The organism is Delftia sp. JD2 (genome assembly GCF_001682645.1).
In the GTDB taxonomy this organism is placed as follows: Bacteria; Pseudomonadota; Gammaproteobacteria; order Burkholderiales; family Burkholderiaceae_C; genus Comamonas; species Comamonas acidovorans.
Genome location: NZ_LFJT01000079.1, coordinates 1 through 26,831 on the forward strand (window position 1 = coordinate 1; position 26,831 = coordinate 26,831).

General features: G+C 68.4%; 35 protein-coding genes. 4 read left to right on the forward strand and 31 right to left on the reverse strand.

What is annotated here, in order from left to right; genetic code table 11:
* The 23 genes from ACM14_RS32680 to ACM14_RS27475 all read right to left on the reverse strand — a co-directional run.
* Window positions 1–2,443 (reverse strand): phage tail tape measure protein (locus ACM14_RS32680; protein ID WP_065347892.1); only part of this gene is annotated, 2,443 nt, incomplete at its 3' end.
* A gap of 113 nt (window positions 2,444–2,556) precedes the next feature.
* Entirely contained in the window at window positions 2,557–2,673 is a 117-nt protein-coding gene (locus ACM14_RS31000; protein WP_012204506.1) for a GpE family phage tail protein, read from the reverse strand.
* Between the two features lie 8 nt (window positions 2,674–2,681).
* On the reverse strand, window positions 2,682–3,041 hold the full coding sequence (locus ACM14_RS27380) for a phage tail assembly protein (RefSeq protein WP_065347893.1): 360 nt from the start codon (window positions 3,039–3,041) through the stop codon (window positions 2,682–2,684).
* A 93-nt stretch (window positions 3,042–3,134) separates the two neighbouring features.
* Window positions 3,135–3,644: a phage major tail tube protein gene (locus ACM14_RS27385; protein ID WP_012204508.1), complete on the reverse strand. Its 510-nt coding sequence runs from the start codon at window positions 3,642–3,644 to the stop codon at window positions 3,135–3,137.
* A 63-nt stretch (window positions 3,645–3,707) separates the two neighbouring features.
* Window positions 3,708–4,901 (reverse strand): phage tail sheath subtilisin-like domain-containing protein, encoded by a 1,194-nt coding sequence (locus tag ACM14_RS27390; protein ID WP_016450710.1) that lies wholly within the window; start codon window positions 4,899–4,901, stop codon window positions 3,708–3,710.
* A 57-nt stretch (window positions 4,902–4,958) separates the two neighbouring features.
* Entirely contained in the window at window positions 4,959–5,444 is a 486-nt protein-coding gene (locus tag ACM14_RS27395; RefSeq protein WP_065347894.1) for a hypothetical protein, read from the reverse strand.
* Window positions 5,444–5,839, reverse strand: a complete 396-nt coding sequence (locus ACM14_RS27400) for a hypothetical protein (protein ID WP_065347895.1) — start codon at window positions 5,837–5,839, stop codon at window positions 5,444–5,446. The genes ACM14_RS27395 and ACM14_RS27400 overlap by 1 nt, the downstream gene beginning before the upstream one ends.
* A gap of 304 nt (window positions 5,840–6,143) precedes the next feature.
* A complete protein-coding gene (locus ACM14_RS27405) occupies window positions 6,144–6,569 on the reverse strand; it encodes a hypothetical protein (protein WP_065347896.1) in 426 nt (141 codons plus the stop codon).
* Window positions 6,570–6,574: 5 nt separating this feature from the next.
* Window positions 6,575–7,345 (reverse strand): hypothetical protein, encoded by a 771-nt coding sequence (locus tag ACM14_RS31880; protein WP_139093510.1) that lies wholly within the window; start codon window positions 7,343–7,345, stop codon window positions 6,575–6,577.
* A 10-nt stretch (window positions 7,346–7,355) separates the two neighbouring features.
* On the reverse strand, window positions 7,356–7,997 hold the full coding sequence (locus ACM14_RS27410; protein WP_065347897.1) for a hypothetical protein: 642 nt from the start codon (window positions 7,995–7,997) through the stop codon (window positions 7,356–7,358).
* A 34-nt stretch (window positions 7,998–8,031) separates the two neighbouring features.
* Complete coding sequence (locus ACM14_RS27415; RefSeq protein ID WP_065347898.1) at window positions 8,032–8,571, reverse strand: hypothetical protein; 540 nt, start codon at window positions 8,569–8,571, stop codon at window positions 8,032–8,034.
* The gene (locus tag ACM14_RS27420; protein ID WP_065347899.1) at window positions 8,568–11,684 is read right to left on the reverse strand and encodes a DUF4815 domain-containing protein; all 3,117 of its coding nucleotides are present in this window, start codon (window positions 11,682–11,684) and stop codon (window positions 8,568–8,570) included. Before ACM14_RS27420 ends, ACM14_RS27415 begins: the two co-directional genes overlap by 4 nt.
* Before the next feature lie 10 nt (window positions 11,685–11,694).
* Window positions 11,695–12,180 (reverse strand): hypothetical protein, encoded by a 486-nt coding sequence (locus tag ACM14_RS27425; RefSeq protein WP_012204516.1) that lies wholly within the window; start codon window positions 12,178–12,180, stop codon window positions 11,695–11,697.
* Between the two features lie 2 nt (window positions 12,181–12,182).
* Window positions 12,183–13,163 carry a phage tail protein gene (locus tag ACM14_RS27430; RefSeq protein WP_065347900.1) on the reverse strand — a complete coding sequence of 327 codons (981 nt, stop codon included), beginning with the start codon at window positions 13,161–13,163 and terminating at the stop codon, window positions 12,183–12,185.
* A complete protein-coding gene (locus ACM14_RS27435) occupies window positions 13,160–14,005 on the reverse strand; it encodes a baseplate J/gp47 family protein (protein WP_233174780.1) in 846 nt (281 codons plus the stop codon). Before ACM14_RS27435 ends, ACM14_RS27430 begins: the two co-directional genes overlap by 4 nt.
* Window positions 14,006–14,013: 8 nt before the next feature.
* Window positions 14,014–14,364 carry a GPW/gp25 family protein gene (locus tag ACM14_RS27440; RefSeq protein WP_065347901.1) on the reverse strand — a complete coding sequence of 117 codons (351 nt, stop codon included), beginning with the start codon at window positions 14,362–14,364 and terminating at the stop codon, window positions 14,014–14,016.
* Window positions 14,361–15,098 carry a phage baseplate assembly protein V gene (locus ACM14_RS27445; RefSeq protein ID WP_254662150.1) on the reverse strand — a complete coding sequence of 246 codons (738 nt, stop codon included), beginning with the start codon at window positions 15,096–15,098 and terminating at the stop codon, window positions 14,361–14,363. The genes ACM14_RS27440 and ACM14_RS27445 overlap by 4 nt, the downstream gene beginning before the upstream one ends.
* On the reverse strand, window positions 15,077–15,586 hold the full coding sequence (locus ACM14_RS27450) for a phage tail protein (RefSeq protein ID WP_065347902.1): 510 nt from the start codon (window positions 15,584–15,586) through the stop codon (window positions 15,077–15,079). Before ACM14_RS27450 ends, ACM14_RS27445 begins: the two co-directional genes overlap by 22 nt.
* On the reverse strand, window positions 15,570–16,136 hold the full coding sequence (locus ACM14_RS27455; RefSeq protein WP_065347903.1) for a DUF2514 family protein: 567 nt from the start codon (window positions 16,134–16,136) through the stop codon (window positions 15,570–15,572). The genes ACM14_RS27450 and ACM14_RS27455 overlap by 17 nt, the downstream gene beginning before the upstream one ends.
* A complete protein-coding gene (locus ACM14_RS27460) occupies window positions 16,136–16,717 on the reverse strand; it encodes a glycoside hydrolase family protein (RefSeq protein WP_065347904.1) in 582 nt (193 codons plus the stop codon). The genes ACM14_RS27455 and ACM14_RS27460 overlap by 1 nt, the downstream gene beginning before the upstream one ends.
* Window positions 16,714–16,980, reverse strand: coding sequence for a hypothetical protein (locus ACM14_RS27465; protein ID WP_016445084.1), 267 nt, complete (start codon window positions 16,978–16,980; stop codon window positions 16,714–16,716). The genes ACM14_RS27460 and ACM14_RS27465 overlap by 4 nt, the downstream gene beginning before the upstream one ends.
* A gap of 1 nt (window position 16,981) precedes the next feature.
* On the reverse strand, window positions 16,982–17,185 hold the full coding sequence (locus ACM14_RS27470) for a tail protein X (RefSeq protein ID WP_043824232.1): 204 nt from the start codon (window positions 17,183–17,185) through the stop codon (window positions 16,982–16,984).
* A 385-nt stretch (window positions 17,186–17,570) separates the two neighbouring features.
* The gene (locus ACM14_RS27475) at window positions 17,571–17,789 is read right to left on the reverse strand and encodes a hypothetical protein (RefSeq protein WP_012204526.1); all 219 of its coding nucleotides are present in this window, start codon (window positions 17,787–17,789) and stop codon (window positions 17,571–17,573) included.
* Between the two features lie 428 nt (window positions 17,790–18,217).
* On the opposite strand from ACM14_RS27475, the gene ACM14_RS27480 reads away from it, so the two are divergent.
* From ACM14_RS27480 to ACM14_RS27490, 3 genes are all read left to right on the forward strand, one after another.
* Entirely contained in the window at window positions 18,218–19,234 is a 1,017-nt protein-coding gene (locus ACM14_RS27480) for a tyrosine-type recombinase/integrase (protein WP_026062098.1), read from the forward strand.
* A 119-nt stretch (window positions 19,235–19,353) separates the two neighbouring features.
* Window positions 19,354–19,755 (forward strand): helix-turn-helix domain-containing protein, encoded by a 402-nt coding sequence (locus ACM14_RS27485; protein ID WP_065347905.1) that lies wholly within the window; start codon window positions 19,354–19,356, stop codon window positions 19,753–19,755.
* Entirely contained in the window at window positions 19,755–21,062 is a 1,308-nt protein-coding gene (locus tag ACM14_RS27490; RefSeq protein ID WP_065347906.1) for a type II toxin-antitoxin system HipA family toxin, read from the forward strand. Before ACM14_RS27485 ends, ACM14_RS27490 begins: the two co-directional genes overlap by 1 nt.
* Before the next feature lie 26 nt (window positions 21,063–21,088).
* On the opposite strand, the gene ACM14_RS27495 is transcribed toward ACM14_RS27490, so the two are convergent.
* The 6 genes from ACM14_RS27495 to ACM14_RS27520 form a co-directional block, all read right to left on the reverse strand.
* Window positions 21,089–21,295, reverse strand: a complete 207-nt coding sequence (locus ACM14_RS27495) for an AlpA family transcriptional regulator (RefSeq protein WP_012204496.1) — start codon at window positions 21,293–21,295, stop codon at window positions 21,089–21,091.
* A 42-nt stretch (window positions 21,296–21,337) separates the two neighbouring features.
* Window positions 21,338–21,586 carry a hypothetical protein gene (locus ACM14_RS27500; RefSeq protein ID WP_065347907.1) on the reverse strand — a complete coding sequence of 83 codons (249 nt, stop codon included), beginning with the start codon at window positions 21,584–21,586 and terminating at the stop codon, window positions 21,338–21,340.
* Between the two features lie 21 nt (window positions 21,587–21,607).
* Complete coding sequence (locus ACM14_RS27505) at window positions 21,608–23,590, reverse strand: replication endonuclease (protein ID WP_065347908.1); 1,983 nt, start codon at window positions 23,588–23,590, stop codon at window positions 21,608–21,610.
* Window positions 23,591–23,594: 4 nt separating this feature from the next.
* Window positions 23,595–24,047, reverse strand: coding sequence for a hypothetical protein (locus ACM14_RS27510; protein WP_012204499.1), 453 nt, complete (start codon window positions 24,045–24,047; stop codon window positions 23,595–23,597).
* 103 nt (window positions 24,048–24,150) lie between these two features.
* A complete protein-coding gene (locus tag ACM14_RS27515; protein ID WP_012204500.1) occupies window positions 24,151–24,474 on the reverse strand; it encodes an ogr/Delta-like zinc finger family protein in 324 nt (107 codons plus the stop codon).
* A 61-nt stretch (window positions 24,475–24,535) separates the two neighbouring features.
* A complete protein-coding gene (locus ACM14_RS27520) occupies window positions 24,536–24,757 on the reverse strand; it encodes a hypothetical protein (RefSeq protein WP_254662152.1) in 222 nt (73 codons plus the stop codon).
* 86 nt (window positions 24,758–24,843) lie between these two features.
* Here ACM14_RS27520 and ACM14_RS27525 point away from each other — a divergent pair, with 86 nt between their 5' ends.
* Window positions 24,844–25,176, forward strand: a complete 333-nt coding sequence (locus ACM14_RS27525) for a helix-turn-helix domain-containing protein (protein ID WP_012204502.1) — start codon at window positions 24,844–24,846, stop codon at window positions 25,174–25,176.
* 48 nt (window positions 25,177–25,224) lie between these two features.
* Here ACM14_RS27525 and ACM14_RS27530 read toward each other — a convergent pair whose 3' ends face one another.
* Window positions 25,225–26,238 carry a contractile injection system protein, VgrG/Pvc8 family gene (locus ACM14_RS27530; protein WP_084027457.1) on the reverse strand — a complete coding sequence of 338 codons (1,014 nt, stop codon included), beginning with the start codon at window positions 26,236–26,238 and terminating at the stop codon, window positions 25,225–25,227.
* Window positions 26,226–26,666 carry a phage tail protein gene (locus tag ACM14_RS27535; protein ID WP_065347910.1) on the reverse strand — a complete coding sequence of 147 codons (441 nt, stop codon included), beginning with the start codon at window positions 26,664–26,666 and terminating at the stop codon, window positions 26,226–26,228. The genes ACM14_RS27530 and ACM14_RS27535 overlap by 13 nt, the downstream gene beginning before the upstream one ends.
* Window positions 26,667–26,831 lie beyond the last annotated feature (165 nt).

The window sequence follows — 26,831 nt, forward strand, 5'->3', positions numbered from 1 at the left end:
CCGCGACACCCTGGCGCAGTGCGCCGGCGCGGCCCTGGTCGGGTGCTGACGCATCGCCGGACTTGAACCACGAGCCCACCGACGAGGCCAGGCCGCTGATGCCCTTGCCGGCCAGGTCAGAGACCACGCCGAACAGGCCGCCCGTGGCGCCATCGAGGCCGGCCTTGCCGGCGTCCAGCAGCGTGCCGCCGACGCCCTTCCAGTCGCCGGCCTTGAAGGCGGTGGACAGGCCATCCCAGTTCTGCATGATCGAGCCACCCGCGCCCATCAGGCCGCCTGCGAGCCGGCCCATGGGTGTCATGCGCACCAGGCCCATCAGCGATGCGGCTGCACCACCCAGACCACCGCCCAGGCCACCGCCGACGGCTCCTGCGGCCCCCAGGCCGGCGCCCAGCAGGCCCATGGCGGCGCCCGCACGGCCCTTGCCTGCACCGCCGCCGAAGATGCGGCCTGCAGCGCGGCCCGCGCCGGCCAGGGCGGTGCCTATGCTGCCCATGGCAGCGCCGCGACCCATCATGGCCAGCGACAGGACCACGGCTCCCAGCCCGCGCCTGAGCACGCCCGCAGCGTTGCTGGCCATGCGCAAGCCGCCGGCCAACAGGCCCATGGCACTGCCGCCACCGCCCATCATGCCCAGCGACAGGACCACGGCCGCCAGGCCGCGCCTGAGCACGCCCAACGCACCGCTGCCTGCGCCCATGGCCGCGCCCAGCAGGCCGAACACGGTGCGCGTGAGCAGCAGCGGCGCCAGCAGGCCGAACAGCACGCTGCTCACCACGCCGACGCCTGCGATCAGCAGGCCCAGCACGGCCACGATGCGCAGCGTCCACTGCACGATCTGGGGATGCTCCTTGACCCAGGCACGCATGCCTTCGGTCATCTCGCGCAGCGTGCCCAGCACGGCCTTGAGGTCGGACTCGATGGTCGAGCCCATGTCGCTCAACAGGCCGTTGTAGCTGTCCTTGACGGACTCGTATTGGGCCGAGACCGAGTCCTTCAGGATGGCCACGCGCCCATCCAGATCCGCCTGTGACTTGAGCTGGGAGGCGATCTGCTGGTAGCCGCCCGGGCCCTGCTGGAGCAGCGCCTCCAGGGCCTTGCGCGTCTGCGCGTCGCCGCCCGCCAGCTTGTCCAGCGCAGCGGCGCGCAGCTTGTCGCTGCCCAGGCTCTGCAGCTTTTGCAGCTGGGCCATCATCTGCTCGGTGCCGCCGAACTGGCCGCTGGCGTCCTTGAAGTCCAGCGACACGCCCTGGCCCGCGAGCATCTTGTTGACCTGGCCCAGCCTGGCCGGGTCCATGGAGTTCTTGACCAGGCTACCGATGGCCTTGCCGGCGGCCTCGCCGCTGATGCTGGCGTCGTTGAGCATGAGCAGCAGCGGCGCGAACATCTGTCCCGACCTTGCGCCCTGCTGTCCCAGCTGCGGCAGGGCCTTGCCGATGGCGTCCAGGCCCTTGACCATGCCTGTGGGGTCCAGTCCCAGGTGGGAGGTGCGCTGCACCGTGTCGGCCAGTGCGGCCATGTCGCCCGCGCTTGCGCGGGTGGCCTGCTGCAGCTGTGCCGCGAACTCGCCGGCCTCCTTGGCGGGCATGTTCAGCACCGCGCCCAGGTTGGCCGCCTGCCGGGCCACGCCGCCCAGCACATCCTGCGAGGACACGCCCTGGCGCTGCAGCTGGTTCATCATCGCGATGTAGTCGGCCGTGCTGCCGGGCATGTCGGTGCCCAGGCTCTTGGCCAAGTCCAGCACCTGCTGGTAATCGGCGCCCGGCTTGCCGTTGCTGCCCGCCATGGTGGCTCGCAGCTGTGCGGCGGCCTGGTCGTCGGTCATGAAGGCCTGGCTCACGGCGCGCACGGGCGCCAGCATCTTGCCGCCCGTCTCGCGCAGCGCCTGGCCGCGATCGGCCAGGGTCTTGCTCTGCTCGCGCAGGGCGTCGATCCTCTCCAGCCGCTGGGCGGCCGGTGCCACCACCTTGCGCTGCTTTTCCATCTGGGCCGTGGTGGCGCGGATGTCGTTGTGCAGCTTGCGCTCGTGCGCGGACAGGTTGCCCGTGTCCACGCCCGCGCCACGCAGGCCTTCGCGCATGTCCATCAGGCGCGATCGCTGCGTGGCGCGCAGCAGCGCCAGGCGCTCCTCCTCGACCTGGGCCGAACGCAGCGCGCGCAGCATGGCGCGCGAGGGCTGCTCGCCCGCGCCCGATTCCAGCCGCAGCTGGGCCATCTGCTGGCGCGCGCCGCGCAGCCGCGCCGTGGTGTCGGCCAGGCCGCTGCGCAGCGCGCGGTAGTCGTCCAGCTGGGCTTGCTGCTGCTGCAGCTTCTTCAACTGGTCGACCGTTTCCTTGAGTTCCCGGGCCGTGTTGCTGCTGGTTCTGCCCAGCAGCGCCAGGGGCTGGTGCACGCGCTCGGCCTGCTTGAGCACCTCGTCCAGGCGCAGGGTGTCAACGGCCATGGAGGGCTCCCTGGCCTGTGCGGTGTTGGCGTTGGGTGGAGGTCATGGGCAAGGGGCGTGCAAGAGAGGGGCGAGAGGCGGGCGATGGAGTGGAGGTGGTGCTCAGTCCTGGCTCAGTCCTGGCTTTCGTAGCGCTCGCGCGCCCGTTCATGCCATTGGCCGAGTTCGGCCAGCGACATGTCCTCCATGTCCGCCGGCCGCCAGTGGAAGACCATGGCCAGGTCGGCCATGGCGTCCTCTACGCGCTCGGGAATTGCTCCCTCTGCGCCTTCGGCACCAAAAAAGAGGCCACCTCCGTACCCAGGGTCACCAGGTCGGCGGGGTCCAGCTGCAGCACCTCGGCCTTGTGCAGCATGGGCTCGGTCACGCGCGGCAGCAGGGTCTGCAGCGCGGTCACGTTCATGTGCAGCAGCTCGACCAGCGACAGGCCGCGCAGCGCGCCGGCATTGGGGCGGCGCACCAGCACCCGGGCCAGTTCGCCGCCGGGGCGCTTGAGCGGCACGTCGAGCGTGATCTCGCGCGCATCGCCCGATGCGAGGGCGGCCGCATTGGCGGCAGCCTGGTTCTGGAGGTCTTCCTGGGGCTTGGTGGTGTCCATGGTGTGTCAGCGTTCGGGTGAAGAAAAGAAGAGGACCGGGCCAACTGGCCCAGTGAGGCTCGGTGGGGCCCGGTCAGGTCAGGTGAGCCAGGCTCAGATGCCCAGCGCGGCGCGGACCTGGGCCAGGCGGTCGATGCCGTTGACGACTTCGACGAAGTTGACCGGATCGATCTCGATCAGCACCTGGCCGTTGATGGACAGGCGGTAGTAGCTGACGGCCAGTTTGTACTTGATCTCGGTCTTGTCGCCGGCCTTGGCCTTGCCGGGGTCGAACTCCGAGAAGCGGCCACGCATGACCACTTCCAGCGAGTCCACGCCTTCGCTGTCATCGCCCTGCAGGGCGCCGGCGAAGCGCAGCAGCACGCCGTCGTGGCGCAGCGTGCCCCAGGTGGAGATCAACTCCTTCATGTAGCCGGCAGCGGTCAGGTCGGCCTCGATGGCCTCCATGCCGAAGTCCAGGCTGACCTCGCCGTTCATGCCGCCGGCGCGGTACTTCTCCATCTTGCGGGTGAGCTTGGGCAAGCCCACTTCGGGCATGTCGCCGATGTACGAGTTGCCATCCACGAAGGTGGCGAAATTCTTGAGAGAGCGGGGCAGTCCCATGGTGCTTTTCTCCTGTGTATCCGTTGTGTTCGGTGTATTGGGTGTGTCGGGTGCGGCCGCCGTTTACTGGCCGGTGCCCACGCGCAGGGCGAAGTCGGCGAAGTAGCGATCGGTGATGCGCTGGCGAAAGCCCAGGTCCTCCAGCGGAGGCACGGGCGTGTAGTCGTAGTCCAGCACCAGCTTGCCGGCCTTGAGCGTGGCGGTCTCGTTGACCGTTTCGTCGTACCAGGCCTTGCCGTCCAGGATGTAGCCCAGGGCCTTCAGTTCGCGGAACTTGGTGTTGATGCCTTCCAGGATGTCCTTGACCAGGCTGGGGTGCATGGGCTTGTCCACGGCCCAGAAATGCGCCTCGGCCATGGTGTCGGCCAGCACCTGCGCGGTGCGCACGCTGGACTCGAAGCGGAACAGCTCGCTGTCCGTGCAGGTGCGCGAGCCCCAGAAGCGGTGGCCCTGGCTCTGGATCAGCGTGGTGATGCCGGCCTGGTTGAGGATGCCGGCCTCGGTATCGGGGCTTTGCAGGTCCCAGTGCACATCGCGCGAGATGCCCAGCACGCCGGACAGCGGCACGTTGGACAGCGTCTTGTGCCAGCCCTGCTCCTGGTCGATGCGCGCGCGCAGGCCCAGGGCGTAGGCCACGGGCGAGGCGTCCTGCACGGCGGCGGTGGACAGGTCCAGCGCCTTGAAGCCGGGCCACAGCAGCATCAGCTCGCGCTGGCCGAAGTGCTCGCGGTAGGCCTGGGCCTCGGCCACATCGTTGCCGATGGCCGCCGCATACGCAAAGCCGCGCAGCTTGATGGCCACGGACGCCAGCGCGTCGGTCACGGCCTGGCTGTCCAGGCCCGGTGCGCCCAGAATGCGCGGCTTGACGCCGAGCTGGGCCTGGGCCGCCAGCAGCGCCTGCAGGCCCGTGTACTGGTTGCCGGCGGTGGTGCCGATGACCTTGGCGTCCTGGTCGGTGCGGCGTTCGGCCTCGGTGGCGCCTTCGCCATCGGCCACGCGCACGACGACCAGCACCGGGCGGCACTGCTCCTTGATGGCGTTCAGCGCCTGGGCCAGCGTGCCCTTGGTGCCGGCCTTGCCGATGGCCGCATCGACCTTGGTGACCAGCACCGGACGGTTCAGCGGGAAAGTGGCCGCATCGGCGTCGCTGGCTGTGGCCACGAGGCCGATCACGGCCGTGGACACGATGCGGATGGAATTGATGCCTTCGCTCACTTCCGTGACGCGAATGCCATGATGGAACGGGGCTGTCGCCATGGTGTTCTCCGGGTTGGGGGGTGGTTGGGCCGTGGGGCTGTCGTCAAAAAGGGGTGGTCACGGCTGTTCGTGGGCTTGTACGGGGCCGTCCAGGATTTCCTGGGCACGCCCCGCGGCGATGAGTCCGAAGGCCTCGAACTGGCGCAGGCTGTCGGCCAGTTCGGGGTCGTCAAGATCGAGTTGCCGCGCCTGCTCGATGTCCTTGAGCAGTGAGCGCAGCGTGGCCGCGTTGAGCCGGTCGGCCTCGCCCGCCTCGGCACGGTCCACCACGGCCCACTCCAGCGCCGTGCGCTCGACCACGGTGAAGCGGCGGCGCAGGGCGTGGGGGGTGATGTGGCGGGGGGCGGGTTCGTTGGACGCTGCCTGGTCTTCAGACAAGGCCTGCGCCACGTCTTCCCAGTGCGTGCCGGTCCAGCGGCGGCCGAGCACCGAGGTGTCGTAGCGGGGCAGGGGGAGCAGGTCGGGAGCGTTGAGCTCGGCGTGCGTTTCCGTGATGGCGACGGCCACGCCGGCGGGGGTGAGCTGGGCGTAGTGGTGGGGCATTAGTTGAACTCCACGACTTCCCAAGACAGCTCGACGTTGGTTGTACCCGAGCCAGTAAGACTTTTCAGAATTTCGATTCTGTTGCTGTCTAGCAATCTCATTCGAGTCAGGTTCGAAAAGCTGACATCGTTCATAGCGAAATAACCAGTGCTGCCCAAAAATGAGACTAGGCACTTGCTTGGATTCACAGTGGCTATGTTGATGACAGTCGCATTTGGTGCGGTGCTTAAAATCGAAACGATTCCTCTTTGCACACTCTTGATCACGCTGCTGTTATTGACCTGAGTGGTCAGCCCGGCAATCTCGCTGCGTGCACTTAACACGGCACTGCTCAGCGCAGCAATCTCTGCCCGCGTCTTCACCAGGTCGGCACTGATAACGGCATCCAGGCTCATGCAGGCACCTTTGCGCAAGCTTCGGTGTTGGCGGGATCGACAGTGATGGTTTGTGTCATGCTGAAGTTCATGCAGCCAAGGCGGCCTGGTTGTCCTGGCAGGGCTTGGCGCCTGCAGCCTGCAAGGCCGCTGGCGTTGTGCCTGGGTTGCATTGATGTTCTCGCGGCGGGGGCTTGGGCACCAGCGACCTTGGCTGTGCCGGAGGGCTGCACAGAGGCTTGCTTTTGCACCGGTTCGGGGTGCAGATCAGAAACGGAAAAGCCCCGGCCGCCCAATAGGTGCCGGGGCTTTGCAGGTGGGGATATCAGGGGCGTTCGCCGGGCTGGACGGGGGCTCCGAGGATCTCGCTTGCGCGGCCTGGTGCGATCAGTTGCAGGTCCTCGATCAACAGCAGGTAGCTGGCCACACTGGTGTCGTCCAGGTCGATAAACTGAGCCTGCTCCTGATCCTTGAGCATGGACCGCAGCGTGGCCGCGTTTTTGCGCTGAACCTCAGTTGCATCGGCGCGGTCTACGGCGGCCCATTCGATGGCGGCGCGCTCCGAAACCGTCAGGCGCCAGCGTAGAGCCTTGGAGGTGACGTGGCGCACGGCTTGCGGAAGTGGTGCCGGGGCATCCTGGATGGATGCCACCCGCCAAGCATCTGGATAGTGCTGCTGAGCGAAGGCCTCATCAGCCATGATGGTGTTGGCGACGGAACCTTCGCCGTCGATGATTTCAATAATTGCCATGGCGTCTAGACTCGCTTGAACAGGCGCAGGTGGGCGAGGCCGGCGCCGCCGTTGTGCGGTGGGTTGTTAGAGCCAGTGCGGCCTGCAGAAGCGCCGCGCCCCGGAGGGGTTTGATAGGACGCATCGGAGTGGCCACTGCCACCGGCGAATATGCCAGCGGCAATCCCTGATCCTGGACCCGTTCCGACCCCAGGAGAACCAGGCTGTGAGCCGTGAAAATTGATGTCGAATGGCCAGAAGTACGCGCCAGCAGGAACACCTGCGAGCAGCCCTTGAAGGTCTACGGAATGGTCTCCCCATGCGCCGCTTGTGCTATTGGTGCCGTTGCCCACATCGACCGCAGCGCCTGCTAAGAACGTCTGGGGTTGACGGCCAGGAGTCCAATAGTCCGCACCCGTGACGGTGGACGTCACCGGAGTTTTTCCCGCCGTGCTGGGCTGACCCGCTTCGCCACCTGGGCATGTCATGAGAGCCGAGCCATTGAGCGTGATGAGTGTGGTACCACCTGCGCTGGATGGTGTATTCATAGCCGTGGCTGCTAGCCCACCTGCGCCGATTACAAAGCCGATGAGACTGCCCGCCGTCACGGGAAAGGCTTTGACACCCCAGGCCGCAGAGTTGCCTGCTGCGAAAGATTTGCTGCCGCCAGCGCCTCCTCCCATGCCGGCTACGATGGCCCAGCCGTCGTCGATTACCGTAATCGTTGTTGAAGACAGCACCAATTGGGATCGCACAGGCAGCAGCCTGCCGCCTTCGAATTCGCTCAGTTTTGCCATGGGTCTTTCCTTAACCTATTGAGAGTGTCCAGTTATTGATCCACGCGTAGGTCAGAGTGACTCGCCAGCAGTTGACGTTGAAGATCACGTCTTCGGCACGCGCATTGATGAGGTGCTGGGCATTGCCGCGCTTGAGTGTGAAGTTGCCGCGTTGCCAGAAGCCCCATGGGTCGGTGAGTACGATGGCGTCCCCTAGTTCCGGTGCCGCAGGCAGTGGACGACTGTGGATGATTGCGGTGAATAGCGAGTACTCCACACCTGCTTCCAAGGGGTGACCGTCGAATTCACTGTGCGAGTGGGCTTGGCGCAGGCGAGTCAGCCCCACTTGGCCAGCCACTGCATGCGTCGAGTTGCTTGCCTTGGCGACAGCTTGAAGATCGACCGCCTTGGCCGCTATCGCGTTCTGCAGCGCAGTGATCTGCTGGCCTGTGCTTTGCAGGCCAGCACTCAGGGACTGGGTCAGGGTCTGCTGCACAGCCGCAAGATCCAATGCTGAGGTCTGTGCCTGAGAGGTCAGGGCCTGGTCCAGGTACTGGACGGCGCCATCGATGGCATTGAGCGCGCTGCGCAGGCGAAGAACATCTTCTTCCAGCCGATTCTCCGGGTGAGGTAGCGGCCAGCCCTGGGGAGTTTTGTCGTTGTGGACTGTCATGACTTTGGTCGATTCATGGTGGAGTGGGCGCGGTTCATCCCTGCACCTCCGTGGCATTCACCCCGGACACCCGCCCCGTGGCGGCGTCGTAGGCATAGGTTTCCGTGCGCACGCGCCCGCGGTAGCTGGTCTGCTGCTGGGAGACGCGGCCGGCGCCGTCGTAGCTGACGGCTGTGGTGGCGCTGAAGCCGTTGACGCTGCGCGTGATGCTGCTGATGCGGCCTTGGGCGTCGTAGCCGAAGCTTTCGCTGGTGGCGCCGTTGGCCGGGCCCAGCGCGATGTGCTCTGGGTTGAGCTTGACGTTGATGCCGGCCACGCCGTTGACGCTGGCCACCTTGCCCGTACTCAGGGCCTGGGCAGCGGTCTCCAACTGCTCTATGCGGTGTGCCACCACGTCCATTGCGTCCTGCACGCCCTGAGAGCTGGCTTTGGTGTCGATGAGCTGGCGCGCCGTGGTCAGCGCCTGGTCCACATCCTGAACTGCCTGGCGCAGGCGCAGCACGTCGTCTTCCAGACGGTTGTCGGGGTGGGGCAGGGGCCAGCCCTGCGCTGTCTTGTCGTCGTGCAATGTCATATCACGATGGCTCGCAGGTTGGTGACCTGGGGACGGGCGCTATGGCTGCCAGTGAGCACCAGGCGGACGCGCAGGCGCTCGGCGTTGATGCCAGCCAGGCGGTAGGTGATCTCCAGCACGCCGGCGGTCTGCGGGCTGGTGCTCAGGTAGGGGACGTTCACCCAGGTGCTGCTGCCCTCGGCCTGCATCTGCACGGTCAGGGAGCTGCCGGCGGGCAGCAGGGCCTCGGCCACGACGCTGAGCGTGGTGTTGCTGCCAGCGTTGATGGTGGGGCTGATGTAGTCGCCGGTATTTTGCAGGCTGGCTGCGGCCAGTTGCATGCCAGGCAGCAGATGGGCTGCCAGTTGGGTGTTGCCCGAGAGCTTGGCGCGCACGGCCACTTCGCCGTTGTAGCGGCTGGCCAGTTGCACGGGCTGGCCGGCTGCGGCTTCCAACGTTGTTCCATCCTCCAACTGCATGGCAAAGACCACTTGAGAGTCTGCGGCAGGCAGCATGGCCCCGGCCTGCACCATGAGGTCAGTGGCGTCCTGAACGGCAAAGCTGCCCAGTTCGATGGTGCGGGTGTTGGCCGTGTGTTCAGCCGCCAGCAGTTCGAAGGCGAGATCGCGCGTCTGGTGTGGCGTCCAGGTGCTGGCGTTGCTGCTGGACAGCAGCACGCCCACGCTGTAGGGCTGGCTGGTGACCCATTGCGCGCGGGCCTGGTCCCAGCCGCCGAGTTCGGCCACGGCCACGGCGGTGGTCATGTCGTTGGTGAGGATGACGATGGCGTATTCGACGCCGGCTTCCAGTAGCTGGGGCGCCCACTGAGCAAGAGTGGGCTTGCCTGCAGCGATGTCGGCGCGGATCTGCTCCGGCTTGAGCACGCATTCGGCAATGACGCCGCGCGAGGGCACGCCGCCCGTGACTTCGCGCAGCTGCACCTGCACGTCCTCTTTGCCCGGAGTCGTGAACCACAGGCGTGTTCCGCAGACTTCGCGCGTGGTGCTCAGCGTGAAGGTCTGGGCCAGCGGATCCCAGCCGGTGGGCCATATGACGACGACCACAACGGAGGCCAGCGTACGGCTGCGCAGCGTGCCTTGACCGGTGAAGATGGTTTCTGCATGGCTGCCACCTCGGCCTGTGAAGCGCACGGCCTTGGTGCCTGCAGGCACGCGAGCCGGGATTTTGAACTTGCCTTTCAGACCTTGTGCCGTGGCCACCAGCGTGCCGCCAGCCAAAGGCTCGGGCGTGACGGGGATGCCATCGAAGCTCACTTCCGTCAGCGTTTCGCCCACGGGGAAGTCGATCCAGAACTGCACATCGATCTGGCGCAGGAACTCGATGTTCTTGGATGTGTCCGAGAGCACGCGCTCGGACTCGCCGCTCCAGAAGCTCTCGATGATGGGATTGGCCCAGGTGGTCTGCACCTCGGTCCAGTAGTCCACGGCAGGGGTGAGTTTGATGGAGCTGGGCAGTGGGTCAAAGGCCCCGTAGGGATTGACCAGCATGGTGGTTGTGCGGCCCAACTGGCTGAGCACGGGCACGGCCTGGTAGGGCGTGGTCTGGGGGGTGGTGATGTCGGTGCCGATCTGGTGCAGTTGCACATTCAGGGGCAGGCGCAGATGCCCGCCCAGGATATGGCCGGTCTGCGCACGCCCCGCATCGCGCAGGCCGTTGTCCAGCATCGGATCCGCAAACAACCCCTTCTTGACCCCGCTGTGCCGCCCCGACACGTCCACGGACAGCCGCAGCTCGGCCAGGTCGGCGTAGATGGTCTGGATGTGGTCCTGGTAGGCCTTGAGGGTCTGCATGGGCACGACGCGCACGGCGTCCTGGTCCACGCGGCGGTTGCTGTCCCAGCTTTGGTAGACCGAGGCCAGGGCCAGGGTGCCGCTGGGTGCGGCCGGAACCTTGGGCGACCAGGCGGCGGGCACGCCGGGCACCCATTGCAGCTGGCCTTCGCTGTTGAGCACCAGGCGGTCGTAGCGGCGCAGCGCGTAGTGGTAGCTGACCAGTACCAGGGTGTCCTTGAGCGCGCCTTCCACGGTGAAGCCCGTGGAGTCCACGGCCGTGGGCGTGGCGTTGAGCATGTACTGGTAGGTGACCTGGTAGGTGCTGCCGGGAACGGGCTCGGCCCCGGAAGGGCTCCAGTCGATCTGGCCGCCCACCAGCTTCCAGTCCGTGCCCTGCACGTAGGTGGTGCCGGCCTGGACCACGCTGTCCACGGCCAGCACGGCGTTGTCGGGCAGCGGATCGGCCGCGCCCGTGAAGCCGCCGTGCGTGAGCGTGACGGTCTTGCGCGCCTGCACGCGCACCTGGGGTGTGCCGACAGCGGGCTGGCGGTCGAAGCGGATGCGCTGGGCGGCCGTGCCGGCCGAGGTGTGGGGTTCGCTGTCCACGAAGAACAGGTCGGGCTTGGCCTCGTAGACCAGGCGGCGGCTGGCACCCAGTTCCAGCGGATGGCCGTTGACGCGGGCGGCGCCCTCGCGCACGGTGTAGACCTGCTGGCCGGTGGCCAGGTCCTCGCCCATGATCACGTCCAGGCCGCGCACCACGTAGGTGCCGCCCGCGCTGTCGCGGTCATAGCGGGCCAGGGCCTGGGTGACGGCGTCGATGTTGGGCGGCGGCTCCTTGGGCATGACGGAGCCGTCGATGATGGTCCACACGGGATAGAAGGTGCCGGCCGTGCCGTCGCCCTGCGCGCCCCAGACCAGGGTGACGCGCTCGCGCAGCGCACCGGGCTCGCCATAGCCGCGCGTGCCGGCGGCGGGGTTGAGCAGCTCGGGGTCCTGCAGCTCGGTGACGGTGTCGGTCTGCAGGTAGGCGCCCACGTAGACCGTGCCCACGGTGGCCACGGTGAGCGTGCCCGGCGTGATGCCGCGCACGGCGCCGGCCACGTAGAGCGCGCCGGCCTCGATGGTGGTGGCGCCCGTGTCGGCGGAGGTGATGCACTGGCAGCCGCGGACGATGTCGCCCTCCTTGAACAGCACATCGGTGATGCCGCGCAGGCGGTGCTGCTGCATGCTCTGCAGCTCGTTGAGTTCGGCCGATTGCAGCACGCGGTCGGCCGCGAACTGCAGCCTGTCGTAGCGCTTGCCGGCGTCGAAGCGGTCGTAGATCTTGGTCTGGCTCATGGGGTGCCGTTCAGAAGGGGAGGATGATTTCTTCGACCTGGCGCACGCTGCCGCTGCGCAGGATCCGGGGGCGGCGCTCCAGCGTGTACAGCTCGCCCTTGCCTGTCAGCTGGCTGGCCAGCACCCAGCGCTGGCCGGGCGGCACGTCCGTGGCGACCTGGGTGCCGAAGAACACGCCCATCTCGCGAACGTCCTCGCCCTTGGCGTCGTCGAAGCCGAAGGCCGCGCGCAGGTAGACGAAGGTGGTGGGTGTGTCGCTGACGCTGTAGCGCGCGCCGCTGGGCAGCTCGATCTCGCCGTTGTCGTCGGGCCGCGCAAAGCGCACCTCGGTGACCAGGCGGCGGCCGATTTCGTCGACCAGGGCGTTGGCGGTGATGGGTTCGGGCTCGGGCGCGGCGTCCCAGGCGGGCAGGCCGCGGCCCCAGGCGATGTGGATGGTCTGGGCGGCGACGGCCTTGGCGAGGGCGATGCGGCCCGCTTGCTGCAGAACTGCCATGTTCAGGGTTCCTCGGGTTCTTCGGTGGTGGTGGTGCGGGTTTCGAAGGATCGGCGCCAGGGCGTGCTGTCCCAGCGTCCGGTCCAGGTACGGGTGTTGTCGTGCGGGCGCTCGGTGCTGGCCCAGGGGTGCAGGCTGGCCAGGGCCAGCGGAGCGGGCGCCGTCCAGGCGCTGTGGGTGGCCATGGCCTGGGCGGGAATGGGCCGCAGCGGCGCGTAGTAGGCGGGTTCGCCCGTGGTGGTGGCGTTGACTTCGGTGATGCCCAGGCTGGCGTCGATCAGGATCTCGCTGTCCAGCGTCCAGGCATCGAGCAGCATGCGGTCGGCATAGGTGGCGATGGTGGTGACGCGGAACAGCTGGGCCGTGAGCACGCCGTCCGAAGGCGGTGCCTCGGTGCCGGTGCGGCGGGGCAGGCCCTGGCTGAGCTTGACGGGTTCGCCATACGGCGACACATCGATCCAGGTGCCGCTGTCGTTGTCCAGCATGCCGGCGTCCAGGCCCGGGCCGTGGTCCAGCCGCAGCGGGCGCAGGTCGTGGCCGTGGAAGACGCGGTAAAAGCGCACGTGCGCCGGCAGGCTGGCGCGTACCACATGGGCCACGCTGGCCAGCTCTGCGTCGCCGATGATGCGGCCAAGGTCCAGGTGCAGCCAGGCACCATCCTCGTCGAGCTGCGCGTCGTCATAACCCAGCCAGCCCAGCGCACGCTGCATGGACGCGGCCGTGCCGCGCTCGCGCAGCCAGGGCAGGCCGTTGGCGATGAGGGCGGGCACGTCGTCGAAGTAGCGGTCGAACTGGGCAATGCCCCATTCGGCCGCCAGCCAGGGCAGAAAGGCCGCAGGCTCGCCATGGGCCGGCGTGGGAAAGGCGCCGGCCAGGCCGTCCCAATTTGGGACGACCTGGTCCACGGCCTTCTCCAGCGCCGTGGCGTTGGGCGGCAGCACGTGGCGGCGGGGCGCCGTCGGGACGATGGCGGCGGTGCTCATGCCTGCAGGCCCTCGTCCACCAGCTGGACGCGGCCCAGCACCGGGTATTCGTCGGCGGCCAGCGGCGTGAGCTCGGCCGGGGCCTGGGCGTCGGGGTAGGTGACGCGGGCAATGCCGTCCACATGCAGGCGCGTGGTGATCCACGAGCGCGGCACATCGCGGCCCAGCAGCGCGTAGGCCGCAATCTGGGCGGCCAGGCCGGCCTGCAGGCGCGCCACGATGTCCACGGGCGCACCGGGCTCGCGCAGCAGGCGCGCCGTGATGTCGATGGGGTGCGGGCGCGCCAGCGATACCGACACGGGTACGCCCAGCGGCCGTGCGCCTGGCGCATTGAGGGCCGACAGCACGATGGCCAGGGTTTCTTCGGCCTGTGCGGGCTCGACCAGCCACAGCTGCACGCTCACGCGGCCGGGCTGGGGCTGCGTGGCGATGGCGCTGTGCACATTGGCGCTGGCCGTCATGGCCAGGTGCTCGTAGTGCTCTGCCGTTCCGCTGCCGGCCAGCGCGCGCACGCGCAGCAGGATGCGCTGGCGGTAGCGTTCGTCGCTTTCGCCGGGCAGTCGGGCCACGTCATAGAAGGCGCCCTTGTGGTCCAGGTCTGAGCCCTGGGCGAACGCAATCAGATGCGCACGCGCCGCATCATTGACGCGCGCCCGGTACAGCAGCTCGCGATAGGCGTGCGCCTCCAGCAGCTTGTTGAGCGGCTCGCTCTCCAGCGCCAGGACCTCGGCGGCCTCCGGGTGGCGCGCCAGCAGATCGGCGCGGTGGGCGTCGAGGATGCGCTCGAAATCCAGCGTCTCGACGACGCCGGGCGGCGGCAGGGCGTCCAGTGCAGGGGTCATGTCTTGCTTCATGAAAGGGTGCGGGCAATGGGCATCTGCAGGCTCAGCGGGGCCGGGCGGCGCGTGTTGTTGAAGGTGCCGATCAGCGTCAGGTCGGCGCGCCCGGGTGCGGTCGGATCGCGCTCGATCACGATGCGTGTCAGGCGGATGCGGGGCTCCCAGCGCATCAGCGCGCTGGCCACGGCGGCGCGCAGGAGCGCTTGGGTGGCGTTGTTGTCGGGCTGGTCCAGCAGCGCCGGGACCAGCGATCCATAGTCGCGGCGCATCACGCGCGAGCCGATGGGCGTGGACAGGATGTCGGCCACGCTCTGGCGCAGATGCTCCATGCCCTCGATGCGGCGGCCTGTGTGGCGGTTCATAGCGGCCCCTGTGTGACGGCGTCGCCCGCCCTGACGCCGCCGTGTCGGTGGCGCAGCAGGCTGATGGGGCCGGTGGTCACATCGGGCGCGCCGGCCAGGCCTTGCGCATTGACGGTGGCCGAACCGCCACCTGCCTGCAGGCTGATGCCTTGCTCGTCGATGCTGATCACCGAGTTGCCCACGCGCAGCGTGATGCCATGGGCCACGTTGATGTTGAGACGGCCCGTGGTGCTGTCGTGCTCCATGAAATCGGTGGGGCTCCACTGCGTGTGGCACACCCCTTCGCGGTCGCTGGGCTGGGCTGCGGCACTGCTGTAGATGCCGGTCAGCGCCACGGCGCCCAGCAGGTCGCCGCCGGGCGACAGCAACACGCACTGCTCGCCCACCGCAGGCGGCCACCAGACGCTGGCGTTCTCGCCCGCGGCGCGCAGGGCCAGCCAGGGAATCCAGTTGGTGGTCAGGTTGCCGGTCTTGACGCGGCAGCGCGCAGGGCGCGCATGGCGGACTGCGGCGATGGTGCCCGTACGGATCAGCCCCTCCAGGCGGCGGATGATCTCGTACGGGCTCTCGGTTTGTGCGACGGGCGAATCCATGGCGTTCATGGTGCCGGCCGAGCCCTTGCGTGTCGCCGTGTGCCGGGCGTGGCGCACGCTGCCACATGCAGCCCGGCGCGGCGCTTGGCGATGGGCCGGGCGCGTGCCCAGGCCCGTGCTCAGCGCGGGTCGTAATTCCACTCGGCCACCTTCTCGCCGAACAGGAACAACTCCCACAACTGGCGCTGCGCAATGTCGAGCTGGCCTGGCGGCTCGGGCTTGTAGATCAGGTCGAAGGCGCCGGGGCTGCCCTCGCGCGGGCGCGCCAGCACGGCCTCCACCAGGTCGATCTCGATCGCGAGCTGCTGCGGCTGCGATGCGGCTGAAGGGTCCGTGGAAGGAGGCGCAATGTCGAAGCGGATCGCCTGCTCGCGCCTTTCGGCATGGTCGAACAGGTCGGGCTGGTGGCGCCGCGCCCAGACCAGCAGCGGCACGGTCACGGCATCGATGCTGCCGGTGAAGTCCGCAATCACCAGGCTCAGCGTATAGCGGTATTCCCAGGAAAGGGACGGCGTGCCCGTGTTGACCACACGGCCCCTCTGGATGGTGAAACGGATGTTCCCCGGCGACTGTTGCAGCTGGGGCAGGGCAGCGACGAGCGCGTCGCGCAGGCTAGCGGGCTTGAGCATGGCGTGGGTCCGGGGTCATGGTGCTTGTCAGGGCGCTGGTCAGCGCGAGCCCGGCGTCGTAGGCGCGCTCGCAGGCGCTGCCTCGGTGGCGGGCGTCGTCAGCAATGCGCGCCAGCGCTCCCGCTCGTTCGTCAGCGCGGCGCTGCAGCTCGGCGAGCAGATCGAGGGCGCCGGTGTCTGGCGCGCACTGTCCGGCAGCGGCGCGAGCCTGGGCGGCGGCACGGTGGGCGGTGAGGTAGCTGGCGAGGTCGCCGCGCAGCCGGCCAGCAGCAGCGCGGGCAGCATCGGCATCCGCCGCAGCGCGCGCCAGGGCCAGGTCCGTGTCGCGTGCAAGAAAGTCGAGGCGTTCACGGTAGGCTCCTTCCCGTTGTCGATAGCGTTCGGATGCGTGCAGCGCGGCGGTGGCAGCGGCCTGGCGGTCGGTCGCCAGATCCGTGCGTGCCTGCGCCGCATCGCGCTCGGCACCCAGCCGCGCCAGCGACTGCCAGACCAGCAGCGCTGCCAGCAGCAGGGCCAGCAGCTGCCAGGCATGGGTTTGCAGGCGGTCCATCAAGGCTGGGCCTCCATGCAGGCCGCGTGGCGCGCCTGCTGGCGTGTCCAAACGCCGCGGCACACCTTGTTGCCGGGTGCCGAGCAGTCAAAGCGCCAGCGCGTGGGCCGGCCTGCGCCATCCCATCGATAGGCACTGAAGCCCTGCAAAGGCTGAGTGCTGGTCATGAATCGCCAGGCCAGGTAGGACTGGCAGGCGCCGGCGTAGTCGCCAGCCTGTGTCCTGGACAGCATCGAGGAGCCGCGCCAGGCCCCGCAGCCGTACTGGCCTGCGAAGTCCACCGCCTGGGCGAACTCGGCCGGGTGCACCCGCGTGTCGCCCAGCGAATCGCGCACGCAGGCGCCGTACTGCTGCTCCAGCAGGTTGATGGCAAGTTCGCGCGCCCGTTCGCGGGTGATGGGCGGGTCGGCCAGGGTCACGCGCGTGCCGTCCTCGTAGCGCGTGGCGCCGTGGCCGATGGTGGGCACATCACCCTGCACGGGAATGATGGGCGCCGCACTGAAGCCTTCTGCGGCAATCCAGGCAGCAACGATGGCCGCGCCAATGCCCAGTCCTGCCGCTGGCATGCGGGCCGTGCTCATGGGGCCGCTCCGGTGTCTGTGGCGGTCGAAGACGCCTTCCTGCGCGCGGCGTCCTCGGCCTGGCGCGCGCGCCGGTCCTCGCGTTCATTGCGCCAGCGCCACAGCAGATACACGGCCTGCAGCAGCACGTAGACGATGGTCAGCGCGGTGGCGGTATGGGTCATGGTCCAGCCATTGGCCACGTTAGCGGCCACGACGGTGACGGGAGGCGCGGCCTTGGCGCCTTCCAGGGCGGCGGTCTTGACGATGGTTTCTCGGTCCATGTCAATCCCAGAAACTGATCAGGGGCAGGCTGGGCGCCTGGGCGGGTTCGGTCAGCTCGACGGCCAGGCCGGCGGGCAGATGGGGACCGTGGGCCGACAGGCCCGGGTTGCGCTCCAGCGTGGCTTCCACCACGCCGCGCGTGGCGCCCAGCTGGCGCATGCACAGCTCGTCCAGCGTTTCGTATTCACGAGCAATGGCCAGCATCAGGCGCGCTCCCTGTGTGCAGGGTCGGCGGGAGCGGCGGCACGGGCCGGTGGCGGTATCGCCTGATCCGGCGCGGGAAAGGGAATGGCAAGACTCACTGAAGCTCCTCGTGGGCCGGCCCGCGCGGACCTGTTCCTGGTGCACCCGCCATGCGTGTGGCTGCGGATGCCGGGAACGCCTCAGGCCACCGGATCGCGGTGGCATCGGGCAGGCGGTATGCCGGGTCCGGCGCGCGGGCCGGGTATGAATGCCATGTTTGCCGACGGGAGCAGGCCCGGCAATCGCTGCAGCCTGTGCGCGCTGCGGGCACGCCAGCGGCCGTGCCGAACGCAGAAATGACAAGACCCCGCAGGGCGGGGTCTTGTCATGGTGCGGGTGAGAGGGTCTAGCAGCGCTTGCTGCCAACTACCTGGCTGCGATGCAGATGGTCGGACAGGTCACCCGCCGCCGCGCTGAGCTTGCGTGACACGGGCAGCAGCAATGCGGTAATGGCCGAGGCGTGCACGGCCGTGCCCCGGGCTGCAGCCAGCAGCTCGCAGATGGCGGCCACTTGCTCGCTGGCGCTTTCCACATCGTCCCTGACCGTCTCAATCTGGTGCTGCATCGCGTCTTCTTTCTACTGTATGCACATACAGTATAGGTCGAATGACCAGATGTTTCAATTTGATGTGACCCTTTTTCATCTGCTGATTGGCGATGACTGGCAGGGCCTTTGGTCGGGCTGCGCGCATGTTGGGTTGGCGTGTGCCGGGCGGCCTCGAAAGCCTTTTGCTGGCCCGCACGGATCCCGCGCAGTGAATGCAAGTGATTGTTTTTGAATGAATGACGACCCGCCCCCCGCGCACCACGCACCAACGCCGCTCAACTGCGGCGAACACTGCTCAAGCCCGCTTCCTGTAGAGGAGGCGGGCTTTTTTTCTGGGTTCTGGGGGCAAAACGGAACAGGTTGAAACCGGCACAAAACAGCGCAAAATCACATCACAATCCCGCGCAGATCCCGCTTGTGATCCCGCGCGGGCTGCAGGAGGTGGGATGGCGTATTTCCGTAAGGTGAAGAACGGCTGGCGGGCCGAGGTGGAGCGTGCGGGTATTCGGCGCACCGCCACGCGGGCGACCAAGGCCGAGGCGCAGGGCTGGGCCGTGGCCGAGGAAGCGGCCATTCTGGCCGGGGCGCGCGGGGAGTTTCCACGGCGCACGCTGGCCGAGGCGGTGGAGCGCTATCGGCGCGAGGTCACCGACAAAAAGACGGCCAGCACGGCGCGGGCCGACCATTTGCGCTTTGATGCCTGGCTGCGCGAGTTTCCCGAGCTGGCGGCCAAGGTGTTCCACGAGATCACGGGTGACGACCTGGCGCGCTGGCGCGATGCGCGGCTGCAGCAGGTCTCCGGCGCCAGCGTGCTGCGCGAGGCGCAGCAATTCCGTCCGATCTGGACTCTTGCGGTCAAGCAGTGGAAATGGGTGGGCAAGAGCCCCTGGCCCGAGATCAAGCTGCCGGCCAAGTCCCATGCGCGCCGACGCACGGGGCAGTGGAGCGAGGTGCGGCGCATGCTGCGCTCGGCCAATGTCTCGCCGCGCCTGGCGCCTGTCACCGCCATGGAGCAGACGGCCTGGACCATGCTGGTGGCCCTGCACACGGCCATGCGCAGCGGCGAGATCCTGCGCATGGGCCGCAGCAATGTGGATCTCAAGCGCCGGGTCTACCACCTGCCGCACCACAAGACCGAGGCCAAGGTGGGCGAGCGCCATGTGCCGCTGACGCGCCGTGCCGTGCGCCTGCTGCGCGTGCTGGACGCCGCCGCCGAGGCTGCCGGGCGCGACGCCTACTGGACCATCAGCGACGCCAGCCGCGACACGCTCTACCGCAAGCTGCGCGACCGCGTGATGGTGCAGGGCCTGCGTTTCCATGACCTGCGCGCCACGGCGCTGACCTGGCTGAGCAAGCGCGTGGATGTGATGACGCTGGCCCGCATCAGCGGCCACGTGGATATCAACGAGCTGTTCAATACCTATTACCGGGAGACGGCCGAGGACATCGCGGCACGGTTGTAGGCACTATGGCTGCCAGAAATATCACTCCAATATGATATGTTGACAATATTATTTTAGAGTGATAATTTCAATTCATCATCTTGAGATGATATTTTGAATGCCCTGGCCAGGAGAACACCATGGACCACCTGTTGCAACTGCCCGATCAGCTTGCGCTGCACCTGAAGTCGCTGCGCAAGGCCGCTGGCGTGAGCCAGGCCCAACTGGCACAGCGGCTGGGCGTGTCCCAGTCGCGTGTGGCGGCGATAGAGCGTGACCCGGCCGCCATCAGCGTGCGCCAGCTGATGGAGATCCTGCAGCTGCTGGATGCCGATCTGCTCATGCGGCCCAGGGCGGATGCGGTGGCTTCTCCTGCGTCTGCATCTGTGCCTGTGCCTGCTGCGTTGAAGGTGGCCGAGCCAGCTCCACAACCGTACGCGGGTGACAACGTGCCCCGCAAGCCCGTCGACCGCCCCGTGGCCTTCAAGCCGCAGGCGCTGCCGCCGCACTGGCAGGACCGCAAGCCGAAAGGGTCCTGGTGATGGCGGCGCTGGGCGTCTGGATGAATGGGGAGCGGGTGGGCACCTGGGAGGTCACGCGCACGGGCCGCCATGTGTTCGCCTATGACCCGGCCTGGCCGCAGAGCGCGCATGCGCGGCCGCTGTCACTGTCCATGCCCTTCACCCGCGACCTGACGGTGGCGGGCGAGGTGGTGGCCCACTATTTCGACAACCTGCTGCCGGACGGCGAGGGCATTCGCCGGCGCATTCACCAGCGCTTCGGGCTGCGCGGGATCGATGCGTTTTCGCTGCTGGAAGCCATTGGCCGCGATTGCGTGGGGGCCGTGCAGCTGCTGCCCGAGGGTGCAGTGCCCGACGGTTTTGACCAGGTGCGCTTCGAGCCGCTGAGCGGGGCGCAGATTGCCGAGCACCTGGCCAGCCTGGGTGGCGGGTTTGGCGCGCTGGAGGTGGACCAGGAGTTCCGGCTGTCCATTGCCGGTGCGCAGGAGAAGACGGCGGTGCTGCGCCAGGGCGGCCAGTGGTGCCGCCCGCTGGGTGCGACGCCGACCACGCATATCCTGAAGCCGGCCATCGGCGTGGTGCCGCACTGGCACTACGACCTGAGCGAGTCAGTGGCCAATGAGTGGCTGTGTGCCCGCCTGCTGGCCGAGCTGGGCTTTGCCGTGGCCGACAGCAGCATCGAGAGCTTTGGCGGGCAGCAGGTGCTGTGCGTGGCGCGCTTTGACCGCGCCTGGACGGCCCAGGGCTGGATTGCGCGCCTGCCCCAGGAAGATTTCTGCCAGGTGCGCGGCGTTGCCAGCGCCAACAAGTACGAGACCCACGGCGGGCCCGGCATGCTGCAGTGCCTGCAGGTGCTGCAGCATGGCAGCGAGCCTGCCCAGGATTGCGCCCGCTTCGTGATGGCCCAGCTGGCATTCTGGCTGCTGGCTGCCACGGACGGGCATGCCAAGAATTTCTCGGTGTTCCTGCAGCCGGGCGGCGGCTATGAGATGACGCCGCTGTACGACGTGCTGTCGGCCTGGCCCATCATCGGTCACGGCCACGGCAAGATTGCCCGCCAACGCGCCAGGATGGCCATGGCCCTGCCGGGGCGCAGCCGCCACTACCGCCTGGCCGAGATCCAGCGCCGCCACTGGAAGGCCCTGGCCGAGACCACGCGCATCGCAGGCCTGTGGGAGAGCATGGTGGAGATGGTCGAGGCGCTGGACAGCGCCATCGACCGGCTGCAGCCGCGCCTGCCGGCCAGCGTGCCGCAGCCTATGGCCCGGCAGATCTTCGACGGGGCGCGCGACCAGGCACGCCGTTTTCTTGCGGGCAGCGATCACTGAGCGCACGGCGATGGCCTGGTACCTGCTCACCGGCGCCCCTCGGCCCAGGCCTTGACGTCGGCCATGCGCCAGTAGCGGATGCGGCGGCTGGCGTTGATGAAGGGCTTGGGAAAGTCCGGGCGCTTGGTCAGGCGCGCGGTGACGTGCTCGCGGCTCAGGCCCAGGTAGTTGGCGATGCCCTGGGTGTCCAGGCGCGGGGCGCTGTGAAAGAGTTCCATGTTCTGTTGCGTCATTGCGGTGTTCTCCGATGTCGTGTCCGGTGCTTGGGTGCTTGATCAGGCGTGGCGCGGCGTGATGGACTTGCCTGCCTTCTTGCGCTCCACACGTTCAACTCGCTCGACTCGCAGAACGGGCCGGCCGCTGGCCAGCAGGGCGCAGGCCTGGGCGTGGCTGGCGCTGGCCGCCTTCAGGCGCAGCACGGGCAGCAGGCGGGCGTCGGCCAGTTGATCCAGCTGCGCGGCGTCCACGCCGTGGGGGATGAGGGTGGCGCGGTAGCTGCGCAGGGCGGTGATGTTGTGGTGCATGGTGGGTCCTCCTGGGGTGGATCAGCTGGAAAAGAAAGGGGGGTTGGATGGCGTGGCGCCGGATGCGGGGCGGTGCAGCACTGAATCGGCACCCGAATCGGGCCCGGCCGGGTTGGCCCGGTCCTCGCGTTGGTGTCCGCTGCGGGCGATGAGGGCGCGCAGCGTGTGGCCCGTGAGCCGGGCCGTACAGTTATTGAAACCAGTCCAAGCGCGCGCCAGCGGCGCGCGGGCGGGTAGGGCGGGCAGGGCCACGTCGGCGACCTCGGCATCCTCGGCGCCCTTGGCGCTTTCTGCACCTTGGGTTTCCTGGAACTCCAGCGTGGCGCGCGCCACGCTGCGCCAGGCGATGCGGCGCGAGACCAGCCACTGGCCGCGCCGGGTTTCCAGGCCCACCACGCGGCCGCAGCCGGGCGCGATGGCCTCGCCGTATTGGTTGACGGCGCCGGCGGGCACGGGGCGGCGTGCCATGCGCAGGTGCCAGCGGTCGCGGGCCAGGCAGTGGCCGCCCATGGCTTCCATGTAGCGGCGCCAGTCGGCGGGGATGTCGGGCCCGTGGCGGTGGCTGGCGCCCCAGGCCTTCCAGCTGGCCTTGTCGCCGTCGATGCGGATCTGTTCGACCTGGTCCTTGCTGACACGGCGCAGCTCGCGCCAGACGCAGACGCTGGGCATGCCCACGGCCTGGAACTGGCGAATGCCCCAGCAGGCGGCCCAGGCGTCCACGCGGCGGTGGCCGGGCATGCCGCCCTGCTCCACATCCCACAGGCGACCCTGCACCACGTCCAGGTGGTCGGCCAGGGCCGCATGGCCCACGCTCTTGGCGATGTACTTGGCCACGTAGCCGGCAGCGCCGCCGCCGGTCATGCGCTTGACGTTGATGCGGTTGCGCTGGGCGCCGCGCTCGTCGCCATCTTCGCTGAGCCACCATTTGCGGATGGCGGCCTCGATGTGCTGGGCGTGCTCCTCGCACTCGGCCCAGACCAGGGCGTGCCAGTGCGGCGTGGCGTCATGGTGCGGCTCGGCCACGCGGATGCCGTACATGGCGATGCGCTGGCGGCCCAGGTGCGATCGCACGCGCGCCCACATGGTGCGCAGCCACAGCTGGGCATCGCGCGGCGTGCTGTGGCCGTCGTAATGCGGATTGGGGCGGGGACGGCCGCCGCTGCCCAGCGTGACGGCGTGAAAGCGGCTGGGCGCCGTCAGCGTGAGAAAGAGGCCGACGTGGCTGCGCGCGTCGGCATATTCCTCTGCGCCGCGGATGCGCGTCATCAGCTCGCCGCCACGGATCACGGGGTTGGCCGGCGACAGCGCGGCCAGCTCGGCCAGGGTGAAGACCTGGCCGGCCTCGTTTCGGTAGAGGCTGCGCTCCAGCGCGCGGGCGTTGCGTTCGATCTGCGCGGTGCGCCGGCGCACGGTGGCATTGCTGGCATAGCCGCCGGCGCTGCGGTTGACGATGCCCAGCTTGACGGCGCCAGCCTCCACGGTGCGCGTGACGTGGCGGCGCAGCATGCGGCGCCACCAGGCGGCATCCAGCGCGCGGCGGATGGCGGGCTCGCCGGCCAGCGGCGTGCTTTCCTGCAGGCCCAGCATGCGCAGCATCAGCCGCAACAGGTCCACGCGTGCGGCCAGGTCCATGTTCTGGGCCTGGGCGCCGGCGTCGAGCTCACCGACTTCGTCGCTCAGGCGCCTGGCCATCTGGCAGATCTCGTAGTCGTCCAGATTCCATTCGGCCGCACGGCCGTGGCGGCTGGCAAAGTCGTCAATGGCGGCCAGCGCGTCGTGGCAGGCAGCCCATTCGGGCTGGCCGTTGGCGTGTTGCGCGCCCTTTTGCCAGTCGCCCAGGCCCAGCAGCTTCATGGGCTGCAGCCACTGCGGCGGCAAGGCTTTTTCCAGCGCCTGCATGGCGCGCTGGACCATGTGGGGGCGGGGCTTGTGCTGGTCCCATTGCTGCAGGCTGGCGGTGCGCAGCCTGCGGCCGGTGGATTTGGCGGCGAGCAGGACGGACATGGGCTCAGGTCCTCAGGGCCAGCGCGCGCAGCGGCAGCAGGCAGCTGCGCAGCGCGCGGATCTGGCGGCGGATGGCGTCGCGCTCGGGCGGCGGCATTTCGCGCCAGTCGCGCAGGGCCAGCTCCTCGATCTCGCCGTCTATTCCCGCCAGCAGCACCAGGGCCATGCGGTAGTGGCTGGCCAGGCCCGCCCATTCGCGGCTTTCGGCGCTGCCGCAGCGGCCGTTGGCGCAGCGCTGCGCGGCCTCGCGCTGCAGTTCGCGCAGGCGGATGCGGCAGTCCTGGACGCTCAGGCGCTGGTAGGCCTCGGGCAGCGCGGGCGGGTCCTCGGGCCGGTATTCGGGCGCGGGCGCATCGTCTGCCCGCAGCAGTCGCATCAGATCGGAAAGGCGCAGGTCGCCGAGCTTCATGGTCTGTCCAGGTCGTTTCAGGGTGAGCGCATCCCGCAGGGCCTTCATGCAGGCTCCGCAGGTTGCGGGAAAGGGGGTGGGGCGGCGGCGGTGCAGGCGGGCTGCCCGCGCGCCGGGTGGGGCGCCGTCAGGAGAAGGCGCCCCGGCCGCGCTAGCTGCGCGCGCCTTCGCTGGATTGGGCGGATTCGGCCGCCTGGGCTGCGCGGTGCGCTGCGCCTTCGTATTGCGAGGACGGCATGGCGTCCAGCTGGGTCTGCAGCAGCTTGCGCTTGATGTGCGTGCTCATCGGCAGGATCACCATGGGGTTGGGGATGGCGCTGGGGCTGATGGTGCGGTTGATCTCGGTGACCGCCGAGAACACATGGCCGCACTCGAAGTTGCGGCACTGGAAGATGGTCTCGCGGCTGGTGCTGGTCAGCTGCAGGCTGGTGCGGGTGTAGGCGTGTTCGTTGCAGTGGGGGCACATCATGCGCATGGCAGGCTCCTGGGGGCAGTTGGGATCGAAGACAAGGCGGTGAACAGGTCGGCGCGGGTGGCTATCGCGTCTGATCGGCCTGGGGCAGCGGCGGCATCTGCTGCTCGTACTGCTGCATGCCCATGCGGTACAGCTTCAGCGCGAAGTTGGAGGCGCTGCGGCTTTCACGGCTGGCATAGCGGGCGTGGCGTTCGCGTTCGGATGCCGTCATGCGCAGTGGCACGGGCCTGTCATGAAGCACCGGATCCGCAGGGATACCGGGCACGGCTCTGGGGGAGTGCATGGCTGTCATGTAGTATTTGGGATGGTTTGGATGGTTTGGTTACACGCTGACTGCATCATTGCTCGAAATTTCGAGCATGTCAATTGATGAATAGAAGAAATTTCGATCACATCGGTGAAAGGCTGAGGCAAGAGCGTCTGCGTCTGGACGTGGCGCAGCTCGCCATGGCCGACGCCTGCGACGTCTCGCGCGGCACCCTGGCCACCTGGGAGAAGGGCGAGCAATCGCCCAATGCGGCCGCCCTGGCGGTGATGGCGGGCCTGGGCGTGGATGTCCTGTATGTGGTCACGGGCCAGCATGCGAACGCATCGGTCCAGACCCTGGCGCCCGACGAGCGCGAGCTGCTCGATTGCTATGGCCGGGCCGACGATTCGGGCCGCGCCGCCATCATGGCCGTGGCGACCCTGGCCGCGCGCTGAACGGCCTGCGCCGGCCGCTCCAGGACGCGCTCTACCCGCCCCTCTCGCTCACTTGGCGCGCGTCTCCAGCGTCAGCTTGGAGGTGAAGCCGCCGTCGCCCAGCTCATGCTGGATCTTGACGACCAGCCACGGCGTGTCATCGATCTCCGCCTTGAACCCCTGCAGCTTCAGCGGCGTCTGCGGCATCAGGTCGGGCCGCGCCAGCGCCAGCTTCAGGCCCATGGTGGCCTTGGCGCGGTTGATGCGACCCATCTCGGCCTTGGCGGCGGCCTGCGCCTCGGCCTCGCTGCCGTAGGTGTCCTTCAGGCGCTTTTCGTTGTCCTCGGCGCCCTGCGTGGCGCTGCGTTTCTCGGCACGATCCGCGTCGTTCCAGTACGCGCGCACGCCGCTGTAGTCGTTGCGTGCGGCCGTGTGATAGTTGTGGCTGTCGCCCACGGCGCGCGTGAGCGTGGCGGCCTCCACGGTCTGGCCGCCGGCGGTGATCTTGCTGTCGATGGCGATGAAGGCCAGCTTGCCCTTCTTGACCGTGCACACGGCATCGTACTGGCGCGCCAGGCGGCTGCAGAAGTTCAGGTCGCTTTCGTGGGTCTGGTCGATGTGGTCCACGCGCAGGTTCTCGAACTGCGCGTCCACGCGCACCTGCAGGCCGTTGCGCTGGGCGATGCTGCGCACGATCTGGCCCAGCGTGCTGTTGTGGTAGCTGTGCTCGGAGCGCGTGCGCAGCTGGCGCTTGAGCTCGGCCGAGCGCGCATGCACCACGATCCTGTCGGGCGCACCCTGGTGCTCCACCTCGTCCACCTCGTAGGTGCCCTTGTCGACCAGGCCGTGGCCGGCCCAGCCCAGCTTCAGCGCGATCTTGGAGCCCTTGCCCGGCATGGGCAGGCGCCCATCGCTGTCGTCCAGCGTGATGTCCAGCTTGTCGGCCTCTTCGCCGCGCGATTCGGACAGCGTCAGGTTCATCAGCCGCGTGTCCACCTGGCTGGTGATGTCGTGCCCGTCCAGGACGATTTCGTACTGGGGCTTGGCGTGCAAGTATTCCTGCGTGGCCATCAGATCCACCATTCCCAGAAGTCTTCATCGGGCCAGGGATCGACGCCGCCGCTGCCTTCGGCCAGGTGGTCGTCCACGCGGGCCAGCTTGAGGTCGAACTCGATGCGGCGCGGCTTGCCGCCCGGTGTGTAGTGTGTGCCGGTCTGGCGCAGGTTTTCGATGACCCAGGCCCCCAGCGGGGCATCGCCGCGCACCAGCGCCCAGGCCTTGCCGGAGTCGGCCATTTCGGTCAGGAAATCCAGCGACGCGGCCGTGCCCCGGAACTCGGGCGCGAGCACGCCGCTGAGCGACATGCTGTCCTCGCCCGGGCCCAGCGACTGGCGTGCGGGGCGTGCGCCTACGCGGCTGTTGCTCGGATGGCGCCAGGCGCTGTCGCGCGCCATCTTGTCGAATGCCAGTGTGTCGATGCCAAAGGCAAACAGGCCCAGTGTGATCAGCATGCTCATGCTCCTCAGTCGATGTCCGACAGCTGCGACAGCACGCTGGAGCGCTTGGCCATGTCGCGGCGGTCCAGCTCGGCGGCCACGGCGCGGGCAATGGCCTGCGCGTCCTGGCCAGGCGCAGCGTTGACGGTGATATGGATGGTGGCGCCAGCCACCGCGGCC